General features: G+C 67.4%; 16 protein-coding genes. 2 read left to right on the plus strand and 14 right to left on the minus strand.

What is annotated here, in order from left to right; genetic code table 11:
- Positions 1 to 37: 37 nt before the first annotated feature.
- The 11 genes from ligK to LRH25_RS16585 all read right to left on the minus strand — a co-directional run bounded on the left by ligK (position 38) and on the right by LRH25_RS16585 (position 12,136).
- Positions 38 to 721: a 4-carboxy-4-hydroxy-2-oxoadipate aldolase/oxaloacetate decarboxylase gene (gene ligK, locus LRH25_RS16535; RefSeq protein ID WP_141287927.1), complete on the minus strand. Its 684-nt coding sequence runs from the start codon at positions 719 to 721 to the stop codon at positions 38 to 40.
- A gap of 1 nt (position 722) precedes the next feature.
- Positions 723 to 1,751: an amidohydrolase family protein gene (locus LRH25_RS16540; RefSeq protein WP_141287928.1), complete on the minus strand. Its 1,029-nt coding sequence runs from the start codon at positions 1,749 to 1,751 to the stop codon at positions 723 to 725.
- A gap of 22 nt (positions 1,752 to 1,773) precedes the next feature.
- Positions 1,774 to 3,153, minus strand: coding sequence for an MFS transporter (locus tag LRH25_RS16545; RefSeq protein ID WP_141287929.1), 1,380 nt, complete (start codon positions 3,151 to 3,153; stop codon positions 1,774 to 1,776).
- Positions 3,154 to 3,287: 134 nt separating this feature from the next.
- Positions 3,288 to 3,692, minus strand: coding sequence for a RidA family protein (locus LRH25_RS16550; RefSeq protein ID WP_141287930.1), 405 nt, complete (start codon positions 3,690 to 3,692; stop codon positions 3,288 to 3,290).
- Between the two features lie 7 nt (positions 3,693 to 3,699).
- The gene (locus tag LRH25_RS16555; protein ID WP_231011684.1) at positions 3,700 to 5,331 is read right to left on the minus strand and encodes an AMP-binding protein; all 1,632 of its coding nucleotides are present in this window, start codon (positions 5,329 to 5,331) and stop codon (positions 3,700 to 3,702) included.
- A 19-nt stretch (positions 5,332 to 5,350) separates the two neighbouring features.
- A complete protein-coding gene (locus tag LRH25_RS16560; protein ID WP_231011686.1) occupies positions 5,351 to 6,553 on the minus strand; it encodes an acyl-CoA dehydrogenase family protein in 1,203 nt (400 codons plus the stop codon).
- A gap of 1 nt (position 6,554) precedes the next feature.
- Positions 6,555 to 7,406 (minus strand): enoyl-CoA hydratase family protein, encoded by an 852-nt coding sequence (locus LRH25_RS16565; protein ID WP_141287052.1) that lies wholly within the window; start codon positions 7,404 to 7,406, stop codon positions 6,555 to 6,557.
- A 5-nt stretch (positions 7,407 to 7,411) separates the two neighbouring features.
- Entirely contained in the window at positions 7,412 to 7,969 is a 558-nt protein-coding gene (locus LRH25_RS16570; protein ID WP_141287050.1) for a MarR family winged helix-turn-helix transcriptional regulator, read from the minus strand.
- A 4-nt stretch (positions 7,970 to 7,973) separates the two neighbouring features.
- Positions 7,974 to 8,732: an SDR family NAD(P)-dependent oxidoreductase gene (locus LRH25_RS16575; RefSeq protein ID WP_141287048.1), complete on the minus strand. Its 759-nt coding sequence runs from the start codon at positions 8,730 to 8,732 to the stop codon at positions 7,974 to 7,976.
- Between the two features lie 55 nt (positions 8,733 to 8,787).
- Entirely contained in the window at positions 8,788 to 11,106 is a 2,319-nt protein-coding gene (locus LRH25_RS16580) for a bifunctional salicylyl-CoA 5-hydroxylase/oxidoreductase (RefSeq protein ID WP_141287046.1), read from the minus strand.
- Positions 11,107 to 11,248: 142 nt separating this feature from the next.
- Complete coding sequence (locus tag LRH25_RS16585) at positions 11,249 to 12,136, minus strand: AraC family transcriptional regulator (RefSeq protein ID WP_231011687.1); 888 nt, start codon at positions 12,134 to 12,136, stop codon at positions 11,249 to 11,251.
- A gap of 148 nt (positions 12,137 to 12,284) precedes the next feature.
- Between LRH25_RS16585 and LRH25_RS16590 the strand changes: the two genes are divergently transcribed.
- Positions 12,285 to 12,671 carry a VOC family protein gene (locus LRH25_RS16590; RefSeq protein WP_141287042.1) on the plus strand — a complete coding sequence of 129 codons (387 nt, stop codon included), beginning with the start codon at positions 12,285 to 12,287 and terminating at the stop codon, positions 12,669 to 12,671.
- 128 nt (positions 12,672 to 12,799) lie between these two features.
- Here LRH25_RS16590 and LRH25_RS16595 read toward each other — a convergent pair whose 3' ends face one another.
- Positions 12,800 to 15,655, minus strand: a complete 2,856-nt coding sequence (locus LRH25_RS16595; protein WP_231011691.1) for a PAS domain-containing protein — start codon at positions 15,653 to 15,655, stop codon at positions 12,800 to 12,802.
- A 276-nt stretch (positions 15,656 to 15,931) separates the two neighbouring features.
- On the opposite strand from LRH25_RS16595, the gene LRH25_RS16600 reads away from it, so the two are divergent.
- Positions 15,932 to 16,144, plus strand: coding sequence for a hypothetical protein (locus LRH25_RS16600; RefSeq protein ID WP_141287038.1), 213 nt, complete (start codon positions 15,932 to 15,934; stop codon positions 16,142 to 16,144).
- A gap of 66 nt (positions 16,145 to 16,210) precedes the next feature.
- Here the strand turns inward: LRH25_RS16600 and LRH25_RS16605 are convergent, their stop codons facing one another.
- Both LRH25_RS16605 and LRH25_RS16610 read right to left on the minus strand, forming a co-directional pair.
- Positions 16,211 to 17,770 (minus strand): methyl-accepting chemotaxis protein, encoded by a 1,560-nt coding sequence (locus tag LRH25_RS16605; RefSeq protein WP_141287037.1) that lies wholly within the window; start codon positions 17,768 to 17,770, stop codon positions 16,211 to 16,213.
- Between the two features lie 54 nt (positions 17,771 to 17,824).
- A complete protein-coding gene (locus LRH25_RS16610) occupies positions 17,825 to 18,376 on the minus strand; it encodes a hypothetical protein (protein WP_141287035.1) in 552 nt (183 codons plus the stop codon).
- Positions 18,377 to 18,464 lie beyond the last annotated feature (88 nt).

An 18,464-nucleotide genomic window follows, 5' to 3' on the forward strand; every position in this document is an offset into this window, starting at 1 on the left:
CCGTGTGTTTTGAATTGAACGTGGGTGGGGAAGGAACTCAATCGATGTAGCGCAGCCCGGCTTTCTCCAGCGGCTCGCGCATCTTGTACATGTCCAGGCCCAGCACGCCACTGGCCAGCCTGGCGCGCTTCTCGCCTTCGAAGCTCTCGCGCTTGGCAGCCGCTTCGGCCACTTCCGTGGCACGCGCCGCGGGCACGCAGACGACGCCGTCGTCGTCCGCAACGATCGCGTCACCCGGCGTGACCCACATGCCGGCGCAGACCACCGGGATGTTGACCGAGCCCAGCGTGGCCTTGATCGTGCCCTTGGACGAGATGGCCTTGCTCCAGACCGGAAAGCCCATTTCCTTCAGCGTCTTGACATCGCGCACGCCCGCATCGATGACCAGCGCACGCGCGCCGCGGGCCATGAAGCTGGTCGCCAGCAGGTCGCCGAAATAGCCGTCGGTGCAATCGGCCGTGACCGCGGCGACGACGATGTCGCCCGGCTGGATCTGCTCCGCGGCGACATGCATCATCCAGTTGTCGCCCGGCTGCAGCAGCACCGTGACCGCCGTGCCGCTGACCTGCGTGCCGACCTGGATGGGCCGCATGTAGGGCTTGAGCAGGCCCACGCGGCCCATGGCTTCGTGCACCGTGGCCGAGCCGAGCGCGGCCATTCGGTCGGTGGCCGCGCGATCCGCGCGGGTGATGTTGCGGTAGACAACGCCGAGTTCGTACATGTCACAGCCCCTTGTTCTTCAGTGCGGTGTCCAGCCGTGAAAAGACACGGCGCGCATTGCCCTCGTAGACCTGGTAGCGCTCTTCGTCGCTCAGGTTGGCAGTGGCCGCCACGTAGCGCTTGGTGTCGTCGTAGTAGTGGCCGGTTTCGGGGTCGATGCCGCGCACCGCGCCGATCATCTCGCTGGCGAACAGGATGTTCTTGACCGGGATCACCTTGGTCAGCAGGTCGATGCCGGGCTGGTGGTAGACACAGGTGTCGAAGAAGATGTTGTTCAGCAGGTGCTCGCTCAGCAGCGGCTTCTTCAGCTCCTGCGCCAGCCCGCGGAAGCGGCCCCAGTGGTAGGGCACTGCGCCGCCGCCATGCGGAATCAGGAACTTCAATGTCGGGAAGTCCTTGAACAGGTCGGACGTGAGGCACTGCATGAAGGCCGTCGTGTCCGCGTTCAGGTAGTGCGAACCGGTGGTGTGGAAACACGCGTTGCAGCTGGTGCTCACATGGATCATCGCCGGGATGTCGTACTCGACCATCTTCTCGTAGATGGGGTACCAGCTCCGGTCGCTCAGCGGCGGCGAGTTCCAGTGCCCGCCGGACGGATCCGGGTTCAGGTTGATGCCGACATTGCCGTACTGCTCCACGCACTTGACCAGTTCGGGGATGGAGGTGGCCGGGTCCACGCCGGGCGACTGCGGCAGCATTGCGGCCGGGATGAAATGGTCCGGGAACAGCTGCGAGACGCGGTAGCAGAGCTCGTTGCAGATCGCGGCCCAGGTCGAGGACGTGTTGAAGTCGCCGATGTGGTGGGCCATGAAGCTGGCGCGCGGGCTGAAGATGGTCAGGTCCGAGCCGCGCTGCTTCATCAGCTTGAGCTGGTTGCTCTCGATGGACTCGCGGATCTCGTCGTCGCTGATCTTCAGGCTGCTGGCGCTGGGCGTCTTGGACGGGTCTTTCAGGCCGGCGATCTGCAGGTCGCGCCAGGCGCCGAGCGCGGCCGGCGCGGTGGTGTAGTGGCCGTGAACGTCGATGATCATGGAGGTGTCCTCGCAAGGGAAATCAATGGGCGGCAGCGGCAGCGCCTGTGCGGCGGCCGGGCGTGTCTTGGCCACCGTCCGGCTCGGCAAACTGCTTGACGATCAGCGCCGCGGCGGCCACCAGCCCGGGCACCGCGACGACCGCGAAGATGCCGGCGAAGCTGAGCCGCTGCGCGCTGAGCTGGGCCACCAGGAAGGAGCCGGCAATGCCGCCGAAGCGGCCGATGCCCAGCATCCAGGCCACGCCGGTGGCGCGGGCGTTGGTGGGGTAGAAGCCGGCGGCCAGCGCAGGCAGGGAGGACTGCGCGGTGTTCATCAGCGTGCCGCCGATGAAGACCACCGCCATCAGCGTGGCGACCTCACCGGCCGCATGGCCGATGGCCCAGATCGCCACGGCGGTCAGCGCAAAGCCGATGGCGATCACGCGGTTCGCATTGAAACGGTCCATCAGCCAGCCAAAGAAGATCGCGCCCACGCCGCCCAGCGGGAACAGCGCCGAGATCAGCGTGGCGGTGCGCGGCTCCACGCCGGCGTCCTTGAACAGGATGGGCATCCAGTTGATCAGCGCGTAGAACATCACCAGGCCCATGAAGTAGGCCAGCCACAGCATCAGCGAGCCCACGCGGTACGGGCCGGACAGCACGACGGACAGGCCGCCACGCTCGTTGGTCACTGGCCGGTGCTCGGTCAGCACAAAGCTTTCGGCGCGGCGTGCGGCGTCGCCGGCAATGCGCGCCAGCACCGCGCGAATGCGGTCGATGGGCGCGCGCTGCGCCACCAGGTAGCGCACCGATTCCGGCAGCAACAGCACCAGCAGCACCACCAGCAGCAGCGGCGTGAGGCCGCCCAGCGCGAGCACGCTGCGCCAGCCCCACTGCGGGATCATCCAGGCGGCGAGGAATCCGCCGAAGGCGGCGCCCAGCGGGAAGCCGCAGAACATCGCGTTGGTCAGCGTGGCGCGGCGCGCGTCCGGGCAGTATCCGCTCATCAGCGTCACGGCATTGGGCATGGCCGCACCCAGGCCCAGGCCGGTGAGGAAGCGCAGCAGCACCAGGGTGCTGAGCTCGCCCGCCATCGCCGAGGCGCCGCAGGCCAGGCCGAACACCGCAACCGAGATCACCAGCAGGCGTTTGCGGCCCAGCTTGTCAGCCAGCGGCCCGGCCGACAGCGCACCTGCCGCCAGGCCGAACAGCGCCGCGCTCAGCACCGGTGCCAATTGCGGCTTGCTCAGGCCCCACTCCTTCAGCAACGAAGGGGCGATGTAGCCGATGGCTGCGGTGTCGAAACCATCCAGCAGCACGATGAAAAAGCACAGGCCGAAGATCACCCACTGGAACGGGGAAAACGGGTGCTCGTTGATCAATGTCTGGACATCGACGCGGCGAGGGGCGGCGGGGGTCATGCGGGCGGGTCTCCTGTGCGGAGACGACAGCCATCCGCCGCCGCATTGTTCTGCTGCTGCCCCTGCGGTTCCAGACCCGGGCACCGATAGCAGCTATCGCGGTTTGAGATATGGCGCGGGTTATCCCGCAGGCCTCACAGCGCTTGCGGCACGACGGCGGTGACCTCGATCTCCACCTTGGCGCGGGCCTCCATCAGCCCGCGCACCTCCACCGCGCTCATCGCGATCTCGTAGTGCGCGCCCATCACTTCGCGGTAGGCGGCGCCGATCTCGCGGTTGCGGGCCAGGTAGTCGGCACGGTCGACCAAATACCAGGTCATGCGCACGATGTGCTGCGGCCCGGCGCCGGCTTCGTCCAGCACCGCACGCACGTTGCGCAGCGCCTGCCGCACCTGGTCGACCAGGTCGTCGCTCTCGAAGGCCTGCGCGGCGTTCCAGCCGATCATGCCGGCGACAAACACCTGGCGGCCCTGGGCAGCGACGCCGTTGGCATAGCCACGCGGGCGCGGCCAGTCGGCGGGTTGGAGCGTGGTTTTCATGGGTTTCTCAGACTTTCAGGCGGAAGCGCTGCAGCTTGCCGGTGGTGGTGCGTGGCAGCTCGCTGCGGAACTCGACCGCGCGCGGGTACTTGTAGGGCGCAACGCTGGCTTTCACGAAATCCTGCAGCGCACGCACGGTGGTGTCGTTGGCTTCGTGGCCGGCGCGCAGCACGACGTAGGCTTTGACGATCTCGCCGCGCTCCTCGTCCGGCACGCCGATCACCGCGCATTCGGCCACTGCCGGGTGTTCCAGCAGCACGCCTTCGACCTCGGGGGCCGCGATGTTGTAGCCGGCCGAGATGATCATGTCGTCGGTGCGCGCCTGGTAGCGGAAGTAGCCGTCCTCGTCCTGCAGGTAGGCGTCGCCGGTCAGGTTCCAGCCGTGTTGCACGTAGCTGGCCTGGCGTTCGTCGTCCAGGTAGCGGCAGCCGGTGGGCCCGCGCACCGCGAGCCGGCCGACCTGGCCGCGCGGCGCCTCCTGGCCACGTTCGTCCAGCACGCAGGCAACGTAGCCCGGCACGGCAGTGCCGGTTGCGCCGCCTCGGGCGTGTTCCTCGTCGGCCGAGATGAAGATGTGCAGCATCTCGGTGGAGCCGATGCCGTCGATGATCGCGATGCCGGTGGCGTCCTGCCACAGCTTGCGCGTGGCCGCGGGCAGTGCTTCGCCCGCGGCCACGCACTTGCGCAGCGGGCCGCCCTGCGCTGCCGAGAGCCGTCGCTCGCCCGCTTGTGCGGCAATCGCGCGGTAGGTTGTCGGCGCCGTGAACAGCACGCTGGCGCGGTGCTCGGTGATGGCGTCCAGCAGCGCGGGCGGCGTCGGTTTTTCGAGCAGCACGGTGCTGGCCCCCACCGACAGCGGGAACAGCAGCAGCCCACCCAGGCCGAAGGTGAAGCCCAGCGGCGGGCTGCCGATGAAGGTGTCCGAGGCTTCCGCGCGCAGCACGTGTTTCGGCCAGCAGGCGCAGATGGCCATCACGTCCTGGTGGAAGTGCATGGTCGCCTTGGGCACGCCGGTCGTGCCGGAAGTGAAGGCCAGCAGGCAGGTGTCGTCCGCCGCGGTGTCCACGGCCGTGAAGGGCTTGCCGAGGTGGCGGGCCATCGCGGCTTCCAGGCCTTCGGGCGAAGCATCGTTGAAAAGCCGAACCTGCGCCAGCGTCGTGCAGTCCGGTCGCGCCAGCTGCAGTTCCTCGGCCAGCGCCAGGTCGCACAGCGCGTGCGTGGCCTGCGCCTTCGAGACGACCTGTTTCAGCTCCTTGGCGCGCAGCAACGGCATGGTCGCCACCGCAATCGCGCCGGTCTTCATCACGCCGAACCAGCAGGCCGCGAGCATGGGGTTGTTCGGCGCGCGCAGCAGCACGCGCTGGCCGGGGACCAAGCCCATGTCTTCGACCAGCACATGCGCTATCGCGTCGGCACGCGCCTGCAGTTCGGCGTAAGTCCAGCGCAGGCCGGGGGCGAGGATGCAGGGCCGCTCGCCCCAGCCGCGCGCGATGGCGCCGTCCAACAGTGCGGCCGCGCAATTGAGCTGCGGCGGGAACTGCAGTTCAGGCAGCGTGAACAGGTACTCGGGCTGCAGTTCGCGCGGCGGCAGGTGGTCGCGCGCAAAGGTGTCGAGGTGGGCGGATCGGCCTTGGGTCATGGTGCGTTCCTCGTGAGAACTACTTCAACAGCTCTCTGGCGATGATGAGCTGCTGCACTTCGCTGGCGCCTTCGTAGATGCGCAGCGCGCGGATGTCGCGGTACAGGCGCTCGACGACCGCGCCCGAGCGCACGCCCGCGCCGCCCCAGAGCTGCACCGCGGCGTCGATCACGCGCTGCGCGTTTTCGGTCGCGGCCAGCTTGGCCATGGCGGCTTCGCGGGTGACGGTGTGGCCCTGGTCGCGGCGCCAGGCGGCGCGGTAGGTGAGCAGCGCGGCCGAGTCGACGGCCAGTGCCATGTCGGCCAGCCTGGCCTGCGTGAGCTGCAGGTCCGCCAGGCGTTGGCCGAACATGCTTCGCGAGACCGCACGGTCCAGCCCTTCGGCCAGCGCCCGCCGCGCAAAGCCCAGCGCCGCGGCGGCGACCGAGGTGCGGAACACGTCCAGCGTGCGCATTGCGAGCTTGAAACCCGCGCCGTTTTCACCCTCGGCCAGGCAGTTCGCGGCCGGCACGCGGCATTCGCGGAAAGCCAGGCGCGCGAGCGGATGCGGCGCCATCACGTCAATGCGCTCGGCGATCTCGAAGCCGGTCGTGTCGGCGTCGACCACAAAGGCCGCGATGCGGCCGGTGCCACGCGCCTCGGGCGTCATGCCCGGTGCAACCTGGCGCGCGAAGACCACATAGAAGTCCGCGATGCCGCCGTTGGAGATCCAGGTCTTTTCGCCGTTGAGCACCCAGGCCTCGCCGTCGCGCTGCGCGGTGGTGGCCATCGCAGCCACGTCGGAACCCGCGTCCGGCTCGGACAGCGCAAACGCCGCGATCGCCTCGCCGCTGGCCACGCGCGGCAGGTAGCGCGCCTTCAGTGCCGGCGAGCCGGCAAGCGAGATGGCGCCGCTGCCCAGGCCCTGCATCGCAAACGCGAAGTCGGCCAGGCCGTCGTGCGCGCCCAGCGTCTCGCGCAGCAGGCACAGCGTGCGCGTGTCCAGTGTGTCGGACTCGCCGCCGTGTTCGCGCCCGGCCACGGCATGGCGCAGCCAGCCGGCTTGGCCCAGCGCACGCACCCAGTCGCGGCAATGCGCATCGAGTTCGGCCTGCGTGGCGTGGGGCGAGAGGTGTTCGGGCAGCTTGGCCTCGGCCAGCCAGTTCGAAAGCCGCGCATGCAGCTCGCGGTGGCGGGGTTCGAAAAAGGGCCACGCCAATGCTTCAGCGACAGCGTCGACCATGTCAGCGCCCCTCGAAGACAGGTTTCGCCTTGGCGGCAAACGCGCGGTACGCATGCCCGAAATCCTCGGTCAGCATGCACAGCGCCTGCGCCTGGGCTTCTGCGTCGATGGCCGAATCGATGTCCATGCTCCACTCGTGGTGCAGCATGGACTTGGTGAGCGAATGCGCAAAGGCGGGGCCGTCGGCCAGCGACTGCGCGAAGGCGGTGGCTTCGTCCAGCAGCACCTCGGGCTCGACCAGCCTGTTGAAGAAGCCCCAGCGCTCGGCCTCTTCGCCGCCCAGTGAGCGGCCAGAGTAGAGCCACTCTGCCGCGCGGCCCTGGCCGACGATGCGCGGCAGCATCGCGCAGGCGCCCATGTCGCAGCCGGCCAGGCCCACGCGGGCGAACAGGAAGGCGGTCTTGCTGCGCGCGGTGCCGTAGCGCAGGTCGCTGGCCATCGCGAGGATGGCGCCGGCGCCGGCACACACGCCGTCCACCGCGGCCACGATGGGTTGCGGGCAGTGGCGCATCGCCTTCACCAAGTCACCTGTCATGCGCGTGAACATCAGCAGTTCGGGCGCGGGCAGGTCGATCAGCGGACCGATGATCTCGTGCACGTCGCCGCCCGAGCAGAAGTTGCCACCTTCGCCCGCGAGCACGATGGCGCGCACGTCGTGCGCAAAGCGCAGCTGCTCGAACAGGTCGCGCAGCTCGGCATAGCTCTCGAAACTCAGCGGGTTCTTGCGCTCGGGCCGCGAGAGCGTGATGTGCGCGACACGGTCGCGGCACTCCCAGCGGAAGTGCTTCGCGGCGAAGTCTGCCAGCGGGCGGCGGTTGCCGGCGGCCAGCGCGGGGGCCAGTGTCTTGGTCATCGTGTTCAAGCCTTGTCGTTGAGGCGGCGCGTGAGGCCCAGGCGCAAGTGGCCGAGCAGCGTGTGCAGCTGCCGGCTTTCGTCGGCGCTCAGGTCGGCCAGCAGTTCCACGACCCAGCGCTCATGCTCGGCAGCGATCTTCTCGAAGGCGCGCCGCCCGCGCGTGGTCAGCGCAATGCGGATCGAGCGGCGGTCGTCAGGATCGATGTTGCGTGTGACGTGGCCGCCTTTCTCGAGCTCGTCGGTCAGGCTGGTCACGTTGCCGCCGGTCACCATCAGGTAGCGCGAAAGCTGGCTCATGCGCAGGCCTTCGGGCTGCTCGGCGTGAAAGCGGTGCAGCTGCGCCAGGTAGTCGAAACGCGGCAGCGTCATGTCGAAGTGCGTGCGCAGCCGGCGGCGAATTTCCGTCTCGATCTGCGTGGTGCAGGCCAGCAGCCGCAGCCAGGTGCGCACCGCCGCGTGGTCGCCTGCGCCGGCACGGCCTTCGTGGCCAATCGCGTCGTCGCCGATCAGCTCGTCCAGGCTGTCCGTGCTGCGCGGGTCTCTTGGTGTTTCGTTTTTCATGGCTTCACATCACCTCGCCGCCGCTGATCGAAATGGATTGCCCGGTGATCGCCGCCGGCGCCTGCCGGCACAGCCAGCGCACGACCTCGGCCACCTCGTCGGGCCGGACCAGGCGCTGCATCGGGTTGGCCTGCGTGAAGCTCTGCAGGGCTTCGGCTTCGCTCTTGCCCTTCTTGTCCATGATCTGCGCCATGCCGCCGCGCACGATGTCGGTGTCGGTGTAGCCCGGGCACACGGCATTGACGGCGATGCCGGCGGGCGCCAGCTCCAGCGCGAGCGAACGCGTGAAACCGACCACGCCGTGCTTGGCGGCGCTGTAGGCCGCCGTGAAGGCATAGCCCTTCTGCGCCGCGGTGCTGGCGATGTTGACGATGCGGCCTTGCGTTTCGCGCAGGTCAGCCAGCGCGGCCTGGCAGCAGAGGAAAACGCCGGTGAGGTTCACATCCAGCATCCGCTCCCAGCTGGCGAGCGCAAAGCGTTGCGTGGGCCCCGTCTCGACCACGCCGGCGTTGTTCACCAGCGCGTGCAGCGGGCCTTGCGCGGTGCGCGCATCGGCGAAGGCACGCGTGATGCTGTCGGCGCTGGCCACGTCCATCTGCACGACGGCGTGTCCATCACCGGGGAGCGTGGTCCGCGTTGATTCAAGCGCCTCAATGGACCTGCCGGCCAGCGTCACGCGCCAGCCGTCCGCCGCCAGCGCATGCGCAATGGCCGCGCCAATGCCGCGGTTCCCGCCAGTGATCAGCACATGCGGCGCGTTCACCGGAAGACCCTCCGTGCGGCGCACTGCGGGATTCGCGCTTGGGGGCCCGGCGCGCTCATTGGCCGGCCCCTTGCTGCGTCGCCTTCTCGCGCTGGAAGATCGCTTCCAGCTGCGGCTTGCCGGAGCGGTACGGTGCTGGCCATGGGATGGCCGTGTAGCCGATGCGAGCGGCCTCGGTCAGCGTCCAGGCCGGGTTGGCGAGGTGGGGGCGGGCCACGGCGCAGAGGTCCGCGCGGCCGGCAGCGATGATGGCGTTGACATGGTCGGCCTCGCTGATCGCGCCCACCGCGATGGTGGCAATGCCGGCCTCGTTGCGGATGCGGTCGGAGAACGGCGTCTGCCACATGCGGCCGTAGGTCGGGCGCTCGGCCTTGCTGACCTGGCCGGACGAGCAGGCTACCAGGTCCGCACCGGCCGCCTTGAAGGCCCGCGCGATCTCCACCGCGTCGGCCGGCGTGACGCCACCTTCGACCCAGTCGTGGGCCGAGATGCGCACCGACATCGGCAGCTGCTGAGGCCAGGCCTCGCGCACCGCGGCGAAGACCTGCAGCGGATAGCGCAGCCGGTTCTCCAGCGAGCCGCCGTATTCGTCCTCGCGCTGGTTGGTGAGCGGCGAAATGAAAGAGGACAGCAGGTAGCCGTGCGCGCAGTGCAGCTCCAGCCAGTCGAAGCCGGCCTCGGCGGCGCGGCGCGCGGCGGCGGCGAAATCATTGCGCACCTGGTCCATGTCGCTGCGCTTCATCTGGCGCGACCAGTCGCTGACACCCGGCAGGTACTGCTGCGGCGAGGCGGAGATCAGTGGCCAGCCGCCGGAGGTCAAAGGCTGGTCAATGCCTTCCCAGCCCAGGTTGGTCGCGCCCTTGGCGCCGGCGTGGCCCAGCTGCATGCCGATCTTCGCGTCGCTCTGGTCGTGCACCCAGTCGACGATGCGGGCCCAGGCGTCGCGCTGCGTGTCGTTCCACAGGCCGGGGCAGCCGCGCGTGATGCGCGCGTCCGGGCTGGTGCAGGTCATCTCGGCCATCACCAGCGCCGCGCCGCCCATCGCGCGCGCGCCCAGGTGCACCAGGTGGTAGTCACCCACGGTGCCGTCCACGGCCGAGTACTGCGCCATCGGCGAGACGATCACGCGGTTCTTCAGCATGACCGAGCGCACCGTGAATGGCGTGAACATCGGCGGGGTGGCTTCCTTTTTGGCAAACCATTGCTCGTAGCCCCCCAGCCAGCCCGCATCCCGCAGTCGCAGGTTCTCGTGGCTGATGCGCTGGCTGCGCGTGAGCAGCGAATACATGAACTGCTCGGGCTCGAGCTGGTCGCAGTAGCGCCGGCCGCAGACCTCGAACCATTCCATGGCGTTCCAGGCGGCGTTCTGCAGCCGCAGCACTTCGACTGCACGGATCTGCTGGTAGCGGTCCAACAGCGCGGGCAGGTCGGCACGCGTGACGGCCCCGTCAGCCTCGGCTTTCAGCTTGAACTGGTTCGCCAGTTCGATCGCGTCTTCCAGCGCCAGCTTGGTGCCCGAGCCGATTGCGAAATGCGCGGTGTGCACAGCGTCGCCCATCAGCACCACCGGTTGGCGGCCGTTGTCCAGCCACCATTGTTCGCAGCGGATGCGCTGGAAGTTCAGCCAGGCCGAGCCGCGCAGGTGGCGGGCATTGCTCATCAGCCTGGCGCCGGCCAGGTGACGCGCGAAGACCTGTTCGCAGAAGGCGACCGAACCGTCCACGTCCAGTCGGTCCAGCCCGTGGGCGCGCCAGGTCTCCTCGGTGCATTCGACGATGAAGGTCGAGGTCTCCTCGTCGAACTTGTAGACGTGGGCCTGGAACCAGCCGTGCTCGGTCTTCTCGAACACGAAGGTGAAGGCGTCGTAGCGCTTCCTGGTGCCCAGCCAGATGAAGCGGTTGGGCCTCGTGACGATGTCGGGCTTGAAGGTTTCGGCGTACTTGGTGCGGACGGCGGAGTTGATGCCGTCGCTGGCGATGACCAGGTCCGCATCGGCGAACGCCTCGTCCGAGCGCACCTCGCGGTCGAACACCAGCTGCACGCCAAGGGCCTCGCAGCGCGCCTGCAGGATGTTCAGCAGCCGCTTGCGGCCAATGCCCACGAAGCCGTGGCCGCCCGAGCGCAGGCTGCGGCCCTTGAACTCCAGCACGATGTCGTCCCAGTGCGAGAACGAGGCCTCGATGGCGCCGGCCGTTTCGGCGTCCCAGCGACGCAGGTTTTGCATCGTTGCGTCCGAGAACACCACGCCCCAGCCGAAGGTGTCGTAGGGATGGTTGCGCTCGACCACGGTGATCTCGTGGCTGGCGTCCAGCTTCTTCATGATGAGCGCGAAGGCAAGACCTGCAGGCCCGCCGCCGATGCAAACAATGCGCATGCCGTCCTCTCGGGTTCAGCGTCGCCCCTCGTTGTTTGAGGAGTGAATAGTTCAAATATAAACTAATCGCGACGGCGGCGGCAAGCCATGGTCTGGCCGGACCAGTGCCGTCATGTGCTGTACCTTGCCCGGCGGCCCGCGGTCAGCCAGGCTGGACAGGGAGCTGGCACGCGAGTTCGAAGTGCGCGTTCCCGTGGGCAAACGGTCGGCCGATCCAGGCCTCGAACGCAGGCTGATGGTCCGGGACATGGCCGCTTCGCGGCAGCCAGGTCTTGTACAGCCAGTCGAAAGCGCGGGCCTCGAGTGCCATGTCGCCGCGCAAGACGAGTTCGGCAACGCGCATTGGCGAGAACTCGAAGCGGCCGATCTCACCGGCTGGCTGGAAGTCGTCGACCACGAGCGCAACGTCGTAACGGCATTTTGCGAGCTCGACGATCTCGGGCTCGTCCCACATGTAACCCAGCCACTGGCCGTCCGCCAAACCCCGGGGGATCGCCCAGGCGAGCAGCCGCTCGCAAGCGGCCTGCACGGCGCCCTCGCGGTAGGGGTTGTGCACACGGATGTAGGCGACCGTGCGTGCGGGCAGCTCACGAAGTACGACTTCGAAGCCGTCCGGGTTCTGGCCCGCCGGCAGGGCCGTGAGGAGCGGCGATCCGGCCTGGGTGGTCAAGATGCGCTCGAAAGCGTCCCGCCTAGTGCTCCGGAAGGCTTCGAGGTCGAACAGGCTGGGTGCCACGCCGTGGTGTTGCCTGAAGCTGCGGGAAAAGTCGGAGGACGAGGAAAAGCCGCAGTCCAGGGCCACGTCGGTCAGCGAACGCCCGGGCGCGTGGGACATCAGGTACAGCGCCCGTTCCAGCCGCTGCCGCTTGACGAACTGCTGCAGCGTCTCCCCCAGCAAGGTCTTGAAAATGCGGTGGAAGTGGAAGGGGGAGAATCCGGCCGCCGCGGACACCTCTTCCAGCCGCAAGGGCCGGGCAAGGTTGCGCACGATGTGGTCGACTGCACGGTTGACCCGTTCGGCGTAGTCCACGGAGGCGAGGCCCCTGGCTTCTCGGTCGGTTCGCAAGATTTGGCAAGCGGCTGCTGCGGTTCTCGGGCATGGTAGTGCCCAGCCGGATCCGGTCCGCGCCTTACCGGCAGCCGCAGATCCCGGGCACATTCACACATCGGAGGTTCACATGAAGCGAGTCACTGGCATTGGCGGCATCTTCTTGAAGGCAAAGGATGCCCCTGCGCTGCGGGCCTGGTACCAGCGCCACCTTGGCATCGATGTCCAGCCCTGGGGCGGGGCGGCCTTCACCTGGACCGACTCGGATGGCAAGCCCGCGGGCGGCACGACGGTCTGGTCCATCGGTCCACAGGACAGCGATCAGTTCGCGCCCAGCAAGGCCGCGTTCATGGTCAATTACCGGGTGGAAGACCTGCATGCCCTGGTTGCGACGCTCAAGGCGGAAGGCTGCGACGTGCTCGACAAGATCGATGACTCCGAGTACGGCAAGTTCGGCTGGGTCATCGATCCCGAGGGCAACAAGGTGGAGCTGTGGCAACCACCGGCCGGTCAATGAAGCCTGCCGGCGCGACGCGGTCCGCCATGCAAGGCGAGCCGCGTCGGCGTCTTTCAGTCCCGGCGTTCTTCCCCGGGTGTCGCCAGGTCCGGCGCGCTGCCGCCTTCCGCTGAGGGCGGCTTCCGGTCCTACCGCGATTGGAGGCGCCTCAGCGCGAGCTCGAGTTGATCCGACGAGACCGGCTTGCGCAACAGCGTGGCACCGTAGCCAATGGCTTCCCGAATCACTTCGGCGTCCGCGTGCCCGCTGACAAACATGATGGGGAGCTCGGGCTTGGCCTGGCGTGCCACCCTGGCCATGGCGGCGCCGTCTGAACCCGGCATCGCGTAGTCGACGAGCAGCAGCTCGACCTGGTGGGCGTCCAGGAGCTGAAGCCCTTGCTCTGCATTCTCGGCTTGGTGAACGCCAAGTCCCAGATCGGTGAGCATGGCGGCGATGCCGCGCCTGACCTCCTCCTCGTCATCGACCAACAGCACCGACCATGGCGCGAGGGCCACCGGGCCACTGGCCGGGGCGTCTTGAGACGCTCCGGAGTTTTCACCGAGCGCCCGTTTCAGGTAGACCTTGATCGTTGTCCCGGTCACGCCATCGCTGTCGATGACGACGGTGCCGCCCGCTCGGGTTGCCAGGCCGTAAACCTGGCTCAAGCCCAGCCCGCTGCCTTTCCCGACTGCCTTGGTCGTGAAAAACGGATCGAAGGCCTTGGCCATCACTTCGGGCGGCATGCCGGTGCCGGTGTCGGTCGCGCTGATCTCCACATACTCGCCCGGTGCAAGGTCCCTGGGCAAGGATGCCGGCACGCGGCTGGCGAGGGTGAACCGCCCACCGTCAGGCATCGCATCCTTGGCGTTCACTGCCAGGTTGAGCAGCGCCATTTCGAGCTGTGTTGCATCGGCGTGCACCCACACGTCTTCAGCAGCAAGCTGCAACTCGACACTGGCCCCCAGGGTGGTCTTGAGCAGGTCGGCCATGCCGTCCACCAGCGCGCCCAGCCCAACCGGTCGAATGACCAGCTCCTGCTTGCGGGAGAACGCCAGCAGCTGGGCTGTCAGGCGGGCGCCGCGACTGGCTGCCTCGGTGCCTCTTTTGGCGAAGTCTCTGACCTGCGCCGGATTCTCCGCGCGGCGCCGGATCATCTCCAGGTTGGCGCTGACGACCTGCAGCAGGTTGTTGAAGTCGTGCGCGATGGCACCTGTCAGCTGTCCGATCGCCTCCAGTTTCCTGGCCTGGTAAAGCGCTGCTTCGCTTTCCGCGAGTCTTCGCTGGTGCTCGATGCGCTCGGTCACATCGTAGGCAAACTGGTAGGCGCCGATGAGACGTCCATCGCTGTCATACAGCGGCTGGAAGCGCATCTCGAAGGACCGCTGCTCCGAGGGCGACGGCCCGAACGACCGCACCTCCAGGAACTCCTGGCCTGCCAGGGCCCGGGTCCAGCCCGGCTCGATCTCCTTGAGCACCTCGATGTGCTCATGAAGCAGGTACTGCAGCTGATCGCCCACGCGAGGCCTGATGCCGAAGGCCCGTTCGAACCCCGCCGCACTCGCACGGTTGATCGCCAGCCAGCGGTAGTTCAGGTCCATGACCTGGATCAGTGCGTCCGTGCCTTCGACGATGTCGGCCAGCAGCTTTCGCTCGGCGAGGTAGTCCGACAGCTTGCGTTCAAGGGTCTCGTTCAGGTGTCGCAACAGCGCTTCGTTGCGCTTGCGAGCGGTGACATCGATGGCCGTGCCGATCACGCGTGTGCAATGGCCCTGCGAATCGAAGATGCCTCGGCCGCAGGCGGCCACCCAGCGAACCCGCCCGTCCTCTTTGCCAATGGTTCTGAACTCGACGTCGTACAAAGCCCGCTCCAACGGGCTTTGCGCGCGCTGGTAGGCCGCAATGGTCGCGTCCCGGTCTTCGGGGTGGATCCCGTCGTAATAGTCTGCGATCGTGACGGGCATCTGTTCGCGGACCCCAAACATCTTCTTGACCCGTGGCGCCCAGTACAGCGTGTTGGCCAGGTTGTCGACATCCCACAGCCCGACCTCGCCTGCGTCGGTGGCCAACTGCAATTGTTCGATCTTGACAGCCAGTTCCTGTTGCGCCTGCCATTGCGCCGTCACGTCGATGCCAACCACGAAGATCCCGTCCACTTCGCCGCGATTGTCGAAGGTGGGCTGAAAGACGAAGTCGACAATGCGCTCGTCGGGCGGGACATCTGTTGCAGGCTGGCTGCGGAACTTGGCGTAGGCCGCGATGTAGGGCTCGCCAGTGGCGAAGACCTGGTCCAGCAGGTCGACGTAGCCCTGATCCACCGCTTCCGGGATTGCCTGGCTGAAGGGCAAGCCCATCACGTCGCGCCGCCCGATCAGCCGCTCGTAGGCTGGATTCACCAGCTCAAACCGGTGATCCTTGCCGCTCAGCATGGCCATGAAGTTGGGCGCTTGCTCGAACAGGCTGGCCAGCCTGGCATGGTTCAACTTCGCCTGCCGCTCGGCCATGACCTGCCGGGTGGTTTCGGTCACCAGCACCAGCACGCCGCCGACTCCGTTGGCGGCCGATTCGTCGTCGATGGGACCGAAGGAATAGGTCCAATAGACGTCGTCCAGGCAACCGTGGCGAATGATCGGCACCAGTTGATTCTGATGCCAGGTGGCGCCGCCACCTGCGAGCACCTGCAGGATCTGAGGGCCGATCAAGTGCCAGATCTCGGCCCAGGCCCTGCGGCCTGGGATGCCCAGGATGGCGGGATGCTTTTCCGGCCCGAGCGACTCGCGGTAAGCGTCGTTGTAGAGGCCGGTGTGTTCGGCGCCCCAGAAAATGTAGACGGGGTGCCGTGTGGTCAACAGCATGCGGACCATGGTGCGCAGGCCTGCGCTCCAGGTCGCTGGCGGCCCCAACGGCGTCGAAGCCCAGTCGAACGCGCGAATGCGCGCGGCCATCTCGCCGTCACCAGCGAGAAAGCGCATCGGATCTTTTCGCTCTTCGGCTGGATGGTTCAAGGTGTGGGCGGCAAAGGCCCGCCGAGTGTAGGGGGCAAACCTGGCCTTCCGTTGCGGAAGATCAAGCCGGCATGCGGCGATGGCCAGCCCGGGCGGCCATTTTTGCCCAGGCCGCCCGGGCAGTGGGCTCTCTCGCTCCATTGGAACCCGAAGAGCGCGTGGCCTACACGATGGGTGCGTTCATTCCCACGTTCATCGCGGCCTTTTGCGAGTCACATGCGGGAGGGGCGCCTTCCTCGCTGGACGCCCGGGATTGAAAGTGCAACTGGACCCGCCATGACGAACCGTTTTGATGTGCTCGACGCCATCGAGCAAGGCATTCTCGCGGTGGAGGCTCACATCCTTCGGCTGGAAGATGCCAAGGCGGCCAATGGGGGGCTGGATCCGCTGAGCATGCACAAGCTGCTTGATTTGCGGGAGTCTCTGCAAATCTTCCAGGCCAGACGGCTGCAGCTGTTGGAAGCCGCGCAACGTGAACATGCCAAATAGAAAACAGCCGCGCCCCTCCCGGGACGCGGCCTGGTGATCTTGGTGCAGCGCCGAGGCTGCGCCTGCTCAGGCCAGTGCGGCGTGGGCGCCGGGCGCCAGCGTGAAGACGTTGACCACGTCGACCAGCTTGCCGGCCTGCTGCTTCAGGCTTTCGGACGCGGCGGCGCTCTGCTCGACCAGCGCGGCGTTCTGCTGCGTGACCTGGTCCAGCTGGACCACCGCCTGGCTGACCTGGCCGATGCCCGTGGTCTGCTCCTGCGTGGCGCTGCTGATGTCGCCGATCAGGTCGGTGACGCGCTGCACCTGGTCGACGATGTCGCTCATCGTCGTGCCGGCGGTGCTGACCAGGGTGGCGCCGTTTTCGACGTTCTCGACGCTGGCGCCGATCAGGGTCTTGATCTCGCGTGCAGCCTGGGCCGAGCGCTGGGCCAGCGCCCGCACTTCGCTGGCCACGACCGCGAAGCCGCGACCCTGCTCGCCGGCCCGGGCCGCCTCGACCGCGGCATTCAGCGCCAGGATGTTGGTCTGGAAGGCGATGCCGTCGATGGTGCCGATGATGTCGGCGATCTTCTGCGAGCTGGCCTTGATGGCATCCATGGTCGTGACGACCTGGGCCACCACGTCGCCCCCCTTGGCGGCCGCGGCGCTGGCCGAGCTGGCCATCTGCGCGGCGCTGCGTGCGGTGTCGGCGTTGTTCTTCACGGTGGCCGTCAGCTGCTCCATCGAGGAGGCCGTCTGCTGCAGGCTGGAGGCCTGCTGCTCCGTGCGCTGGCTGAGGTCGGCATTGCCGGCCGCAATTTCAAGCGACGCCGTCTGCATGGTTTCTGCCGCAAACCGCACTTGCAGCATCGTGCGGCCCAGGTCGGTGTTGACCGTCTGCAGCGCCTTCAGCAGGCGGCCGACTTCATCGTCCGACTGCACGCTGATGACGCGCGACAGGTCACCGCCCGCCACCGCCTGCGCCACGTCCACCGCGATGTTCAGCGGCCGGGTGATGCTGCGCTGGATCTGCCAGGCAATCAGCACGCCCAGCACCAGTGCGGTGATCGACAGGCCGATGATCAGCATCACCGCGCGCTGGTAGGCCTTGTCGGCCTGCTCGTTGCGCACCCGCGAAGCTTCCTGCACGGCTTCCACCACCTGGTCCAGCGCAGCCACGTGGGCCAGCTGGGCCGGGCGGACTTCTTCGCGCACGGTCTCGGCAGCGCCAGGCATGTCGTCGGCCATGGATTTGTCGATGGCTTTTTCCATCGGCGCCTTGGTCGCCTGCAGGGCGGTTGCGGCCTTGTCGAAGGCGGCCTTGGTCGCGGGTTCGGTCAGCATCGCGCCCAGGGTCTGGGCGGTGTGCTCGTACTCGGTGCGGGACTTCTTCATCAGGTCGAATTCCTTCTTCTTGAAGGCCACGTCGTCCTGCATCACCACGTCTCGCAGCGCGATCGCCTGGTAGCGGGCCAGGTCGCGCAGGTTGCTGGCCAGGCGCTCGGGCGCCTCGCCGGTCACTGCTGCCAGGTCGGCCTTGATGGCCGACAGCCTGCTCAGCGAAATCGCGCTGATCACGGTCATCAGTGCCAGCACCGCGGCAAAGCCGAGCGCCAGCCTTGCGCCAACTTTCAAATTCTTGAACATGCGTTCCTCCAATGCGGCCCGGTGTCCGGGCACGCACGGTTGATTCCAGCGAAATTACTTGGCGGTCACACCGGCTTGCAACACGCCAATCGCCTTGCCGCCATCCATCACCGGTGCGGCAACGTGCACGCTGGGGATCTGGGTGGAGGTGTCGGGCTTGATCTCATTGGCGGACCAGACCTGGCCCTTGATCGGGTTGGCAAACACCGGTCGGCTGGCGTTGTTGTAGATCAGCGGTCGGATGCTGGCGCCGATCAGGTTGCCCTTCTGGTCGCGCAGCACCAGCTTGTTGACCGTGTCGTCCTCGGTTTCCCACTTGGCGATCTGCACGCTGACCTTGCTGGCCAGCATGCTCTTGACCGCCGGGTCGGCGTCCGTCAGGTCAACCCACTTGCCGTTGGTCATGCCGCCGCCGTCATGGCCATTGGCCTCGCGCACGGCGGCCACCACGGTGGGATTGGCGGCCAGTTCGGCCAGCCGCTTCTTGGCCTTCTCGACCTTGGCCTGCACCTCGGCGGGCAGCTCGTTGCCGAAAGCCGGCAGCGCGCTGGCCAAAGTGAGGCTGGAGATTGCCACGAGCGTGGCAAGGCATTGCTTGCGGTTCATCCTGATTTCCTCTGTCGGAGCATTTGGTGAGGGGGGTGGATCCGACGCGGCCGACGGCCTTGTCACCGGAATCCACGCGGCTCTCGCA

The sequence above is a fragment of the Ideonella azotifigens genome (assembly GCF_021043325.1).
Classification (GTDB): Bacteria; Pseudomonadota; Gammaproteobacteria; order Burkholderiales; family Burkholderiaceae_C; genus Ideonella; species Ideonella azotifigens.

Excerpts from the sequence above, each read along its gene's own strand:
- ligK (WP_141287927.1), bottom strand. The coding sequence starts at position 721 with ATGTACGAACTCGGCGTTGTCTACCGCAACATCACCCGCGCGGATCGC.
- LRH25_RS16540 (WP_141287928.1), bottom strand. The coding sequence starts at position 1,751 with ATGATCATCGACGTTCACGGCCACTACACCACCGCGCCGGCCGCGCTC.
- LRH25_RS16545 (WP_141287929.1), bottom strand. The coding sequence starts at position 3,153 with ATGACCCCCGCCGCCCCTCGCCGCGTCGATGTCCAGACATTGATCAAC.
- LRH25_RS16550 (WP_141287930.1), bottom strand. The coding sequence starts at position 3,692 with ATGAAAACCACGCTCCAACCCGCCGACTGGCCGCGCCCGCGTGGCTAT.
- LRH25_RS16555 (WP_231011684.1), bottom strand. The coding sequence starts at position 5,331 with ATGACCCAAGGCCGATCCGCCCACCTCGACACCTTTGCGCGCGACCAC.
- LRH25_RS16560 (WP_231011686.1), bottom strand. The coding sequence starts at position 6,553 with ATGGTCGACGCTGTCGCTGAAGCATTGGCGTGGCCCTTTTTCGAACCC.
- LRH25_RS16565 (WP_141287052.1), bottom strand. The coding sequence starts at position 7,406 with ATGACCAAGACACTGGCCCCCGCGCTGGCCGCCGGCAACCGCCGCCCG.
- LRH25_RS16570 (WP_141287050.1), bottom strand. The coding sequence starts at position 7,969 with ATGAAAAACGAAACACCAAGAGACCCGCGCAGCACGGACAGCCTGGAC.
- LRH25_RS16580 (WP_141287046.1), bottom strand. The coding sequence starts at position 11,106 with ATGCGCATTGTTTGCATCGGCGGCGGGCCTGCAGGTCTTGCCTTCGCG.
- LRH25_RS16590 (WP_141287042.1), top strand. The coding sequence starts at position 12,285 with ATGAAGCGAGTCACTGGCATTGGCGGCATCTTCTTGAAGGCAAAGGAT.
- LRH25_RS16600 (WP_141287038.1), top strand. The coding sequence starts at position 15,932 with ATGACGAACCGTTTTGATGTGCTCGACGCCATCGAGCAAGGCATTCTC.
- LRH25_RS16605 (WP_141287037.1), bottom strand. The coding sequence starts at position 17,770 with ATGTTCAAGAATTTGAAAGTTGGCGCAAGGCTGGCGCTCGGCTTTGCC.
- LRH25_RS16610 (WP_141287035.1), bottom strand. The coding sequence starts at position 18,376 with ATGAACCGCAAGCAATGCCTTGCCACGCTCGTGGCAATCTCCAGCCTC.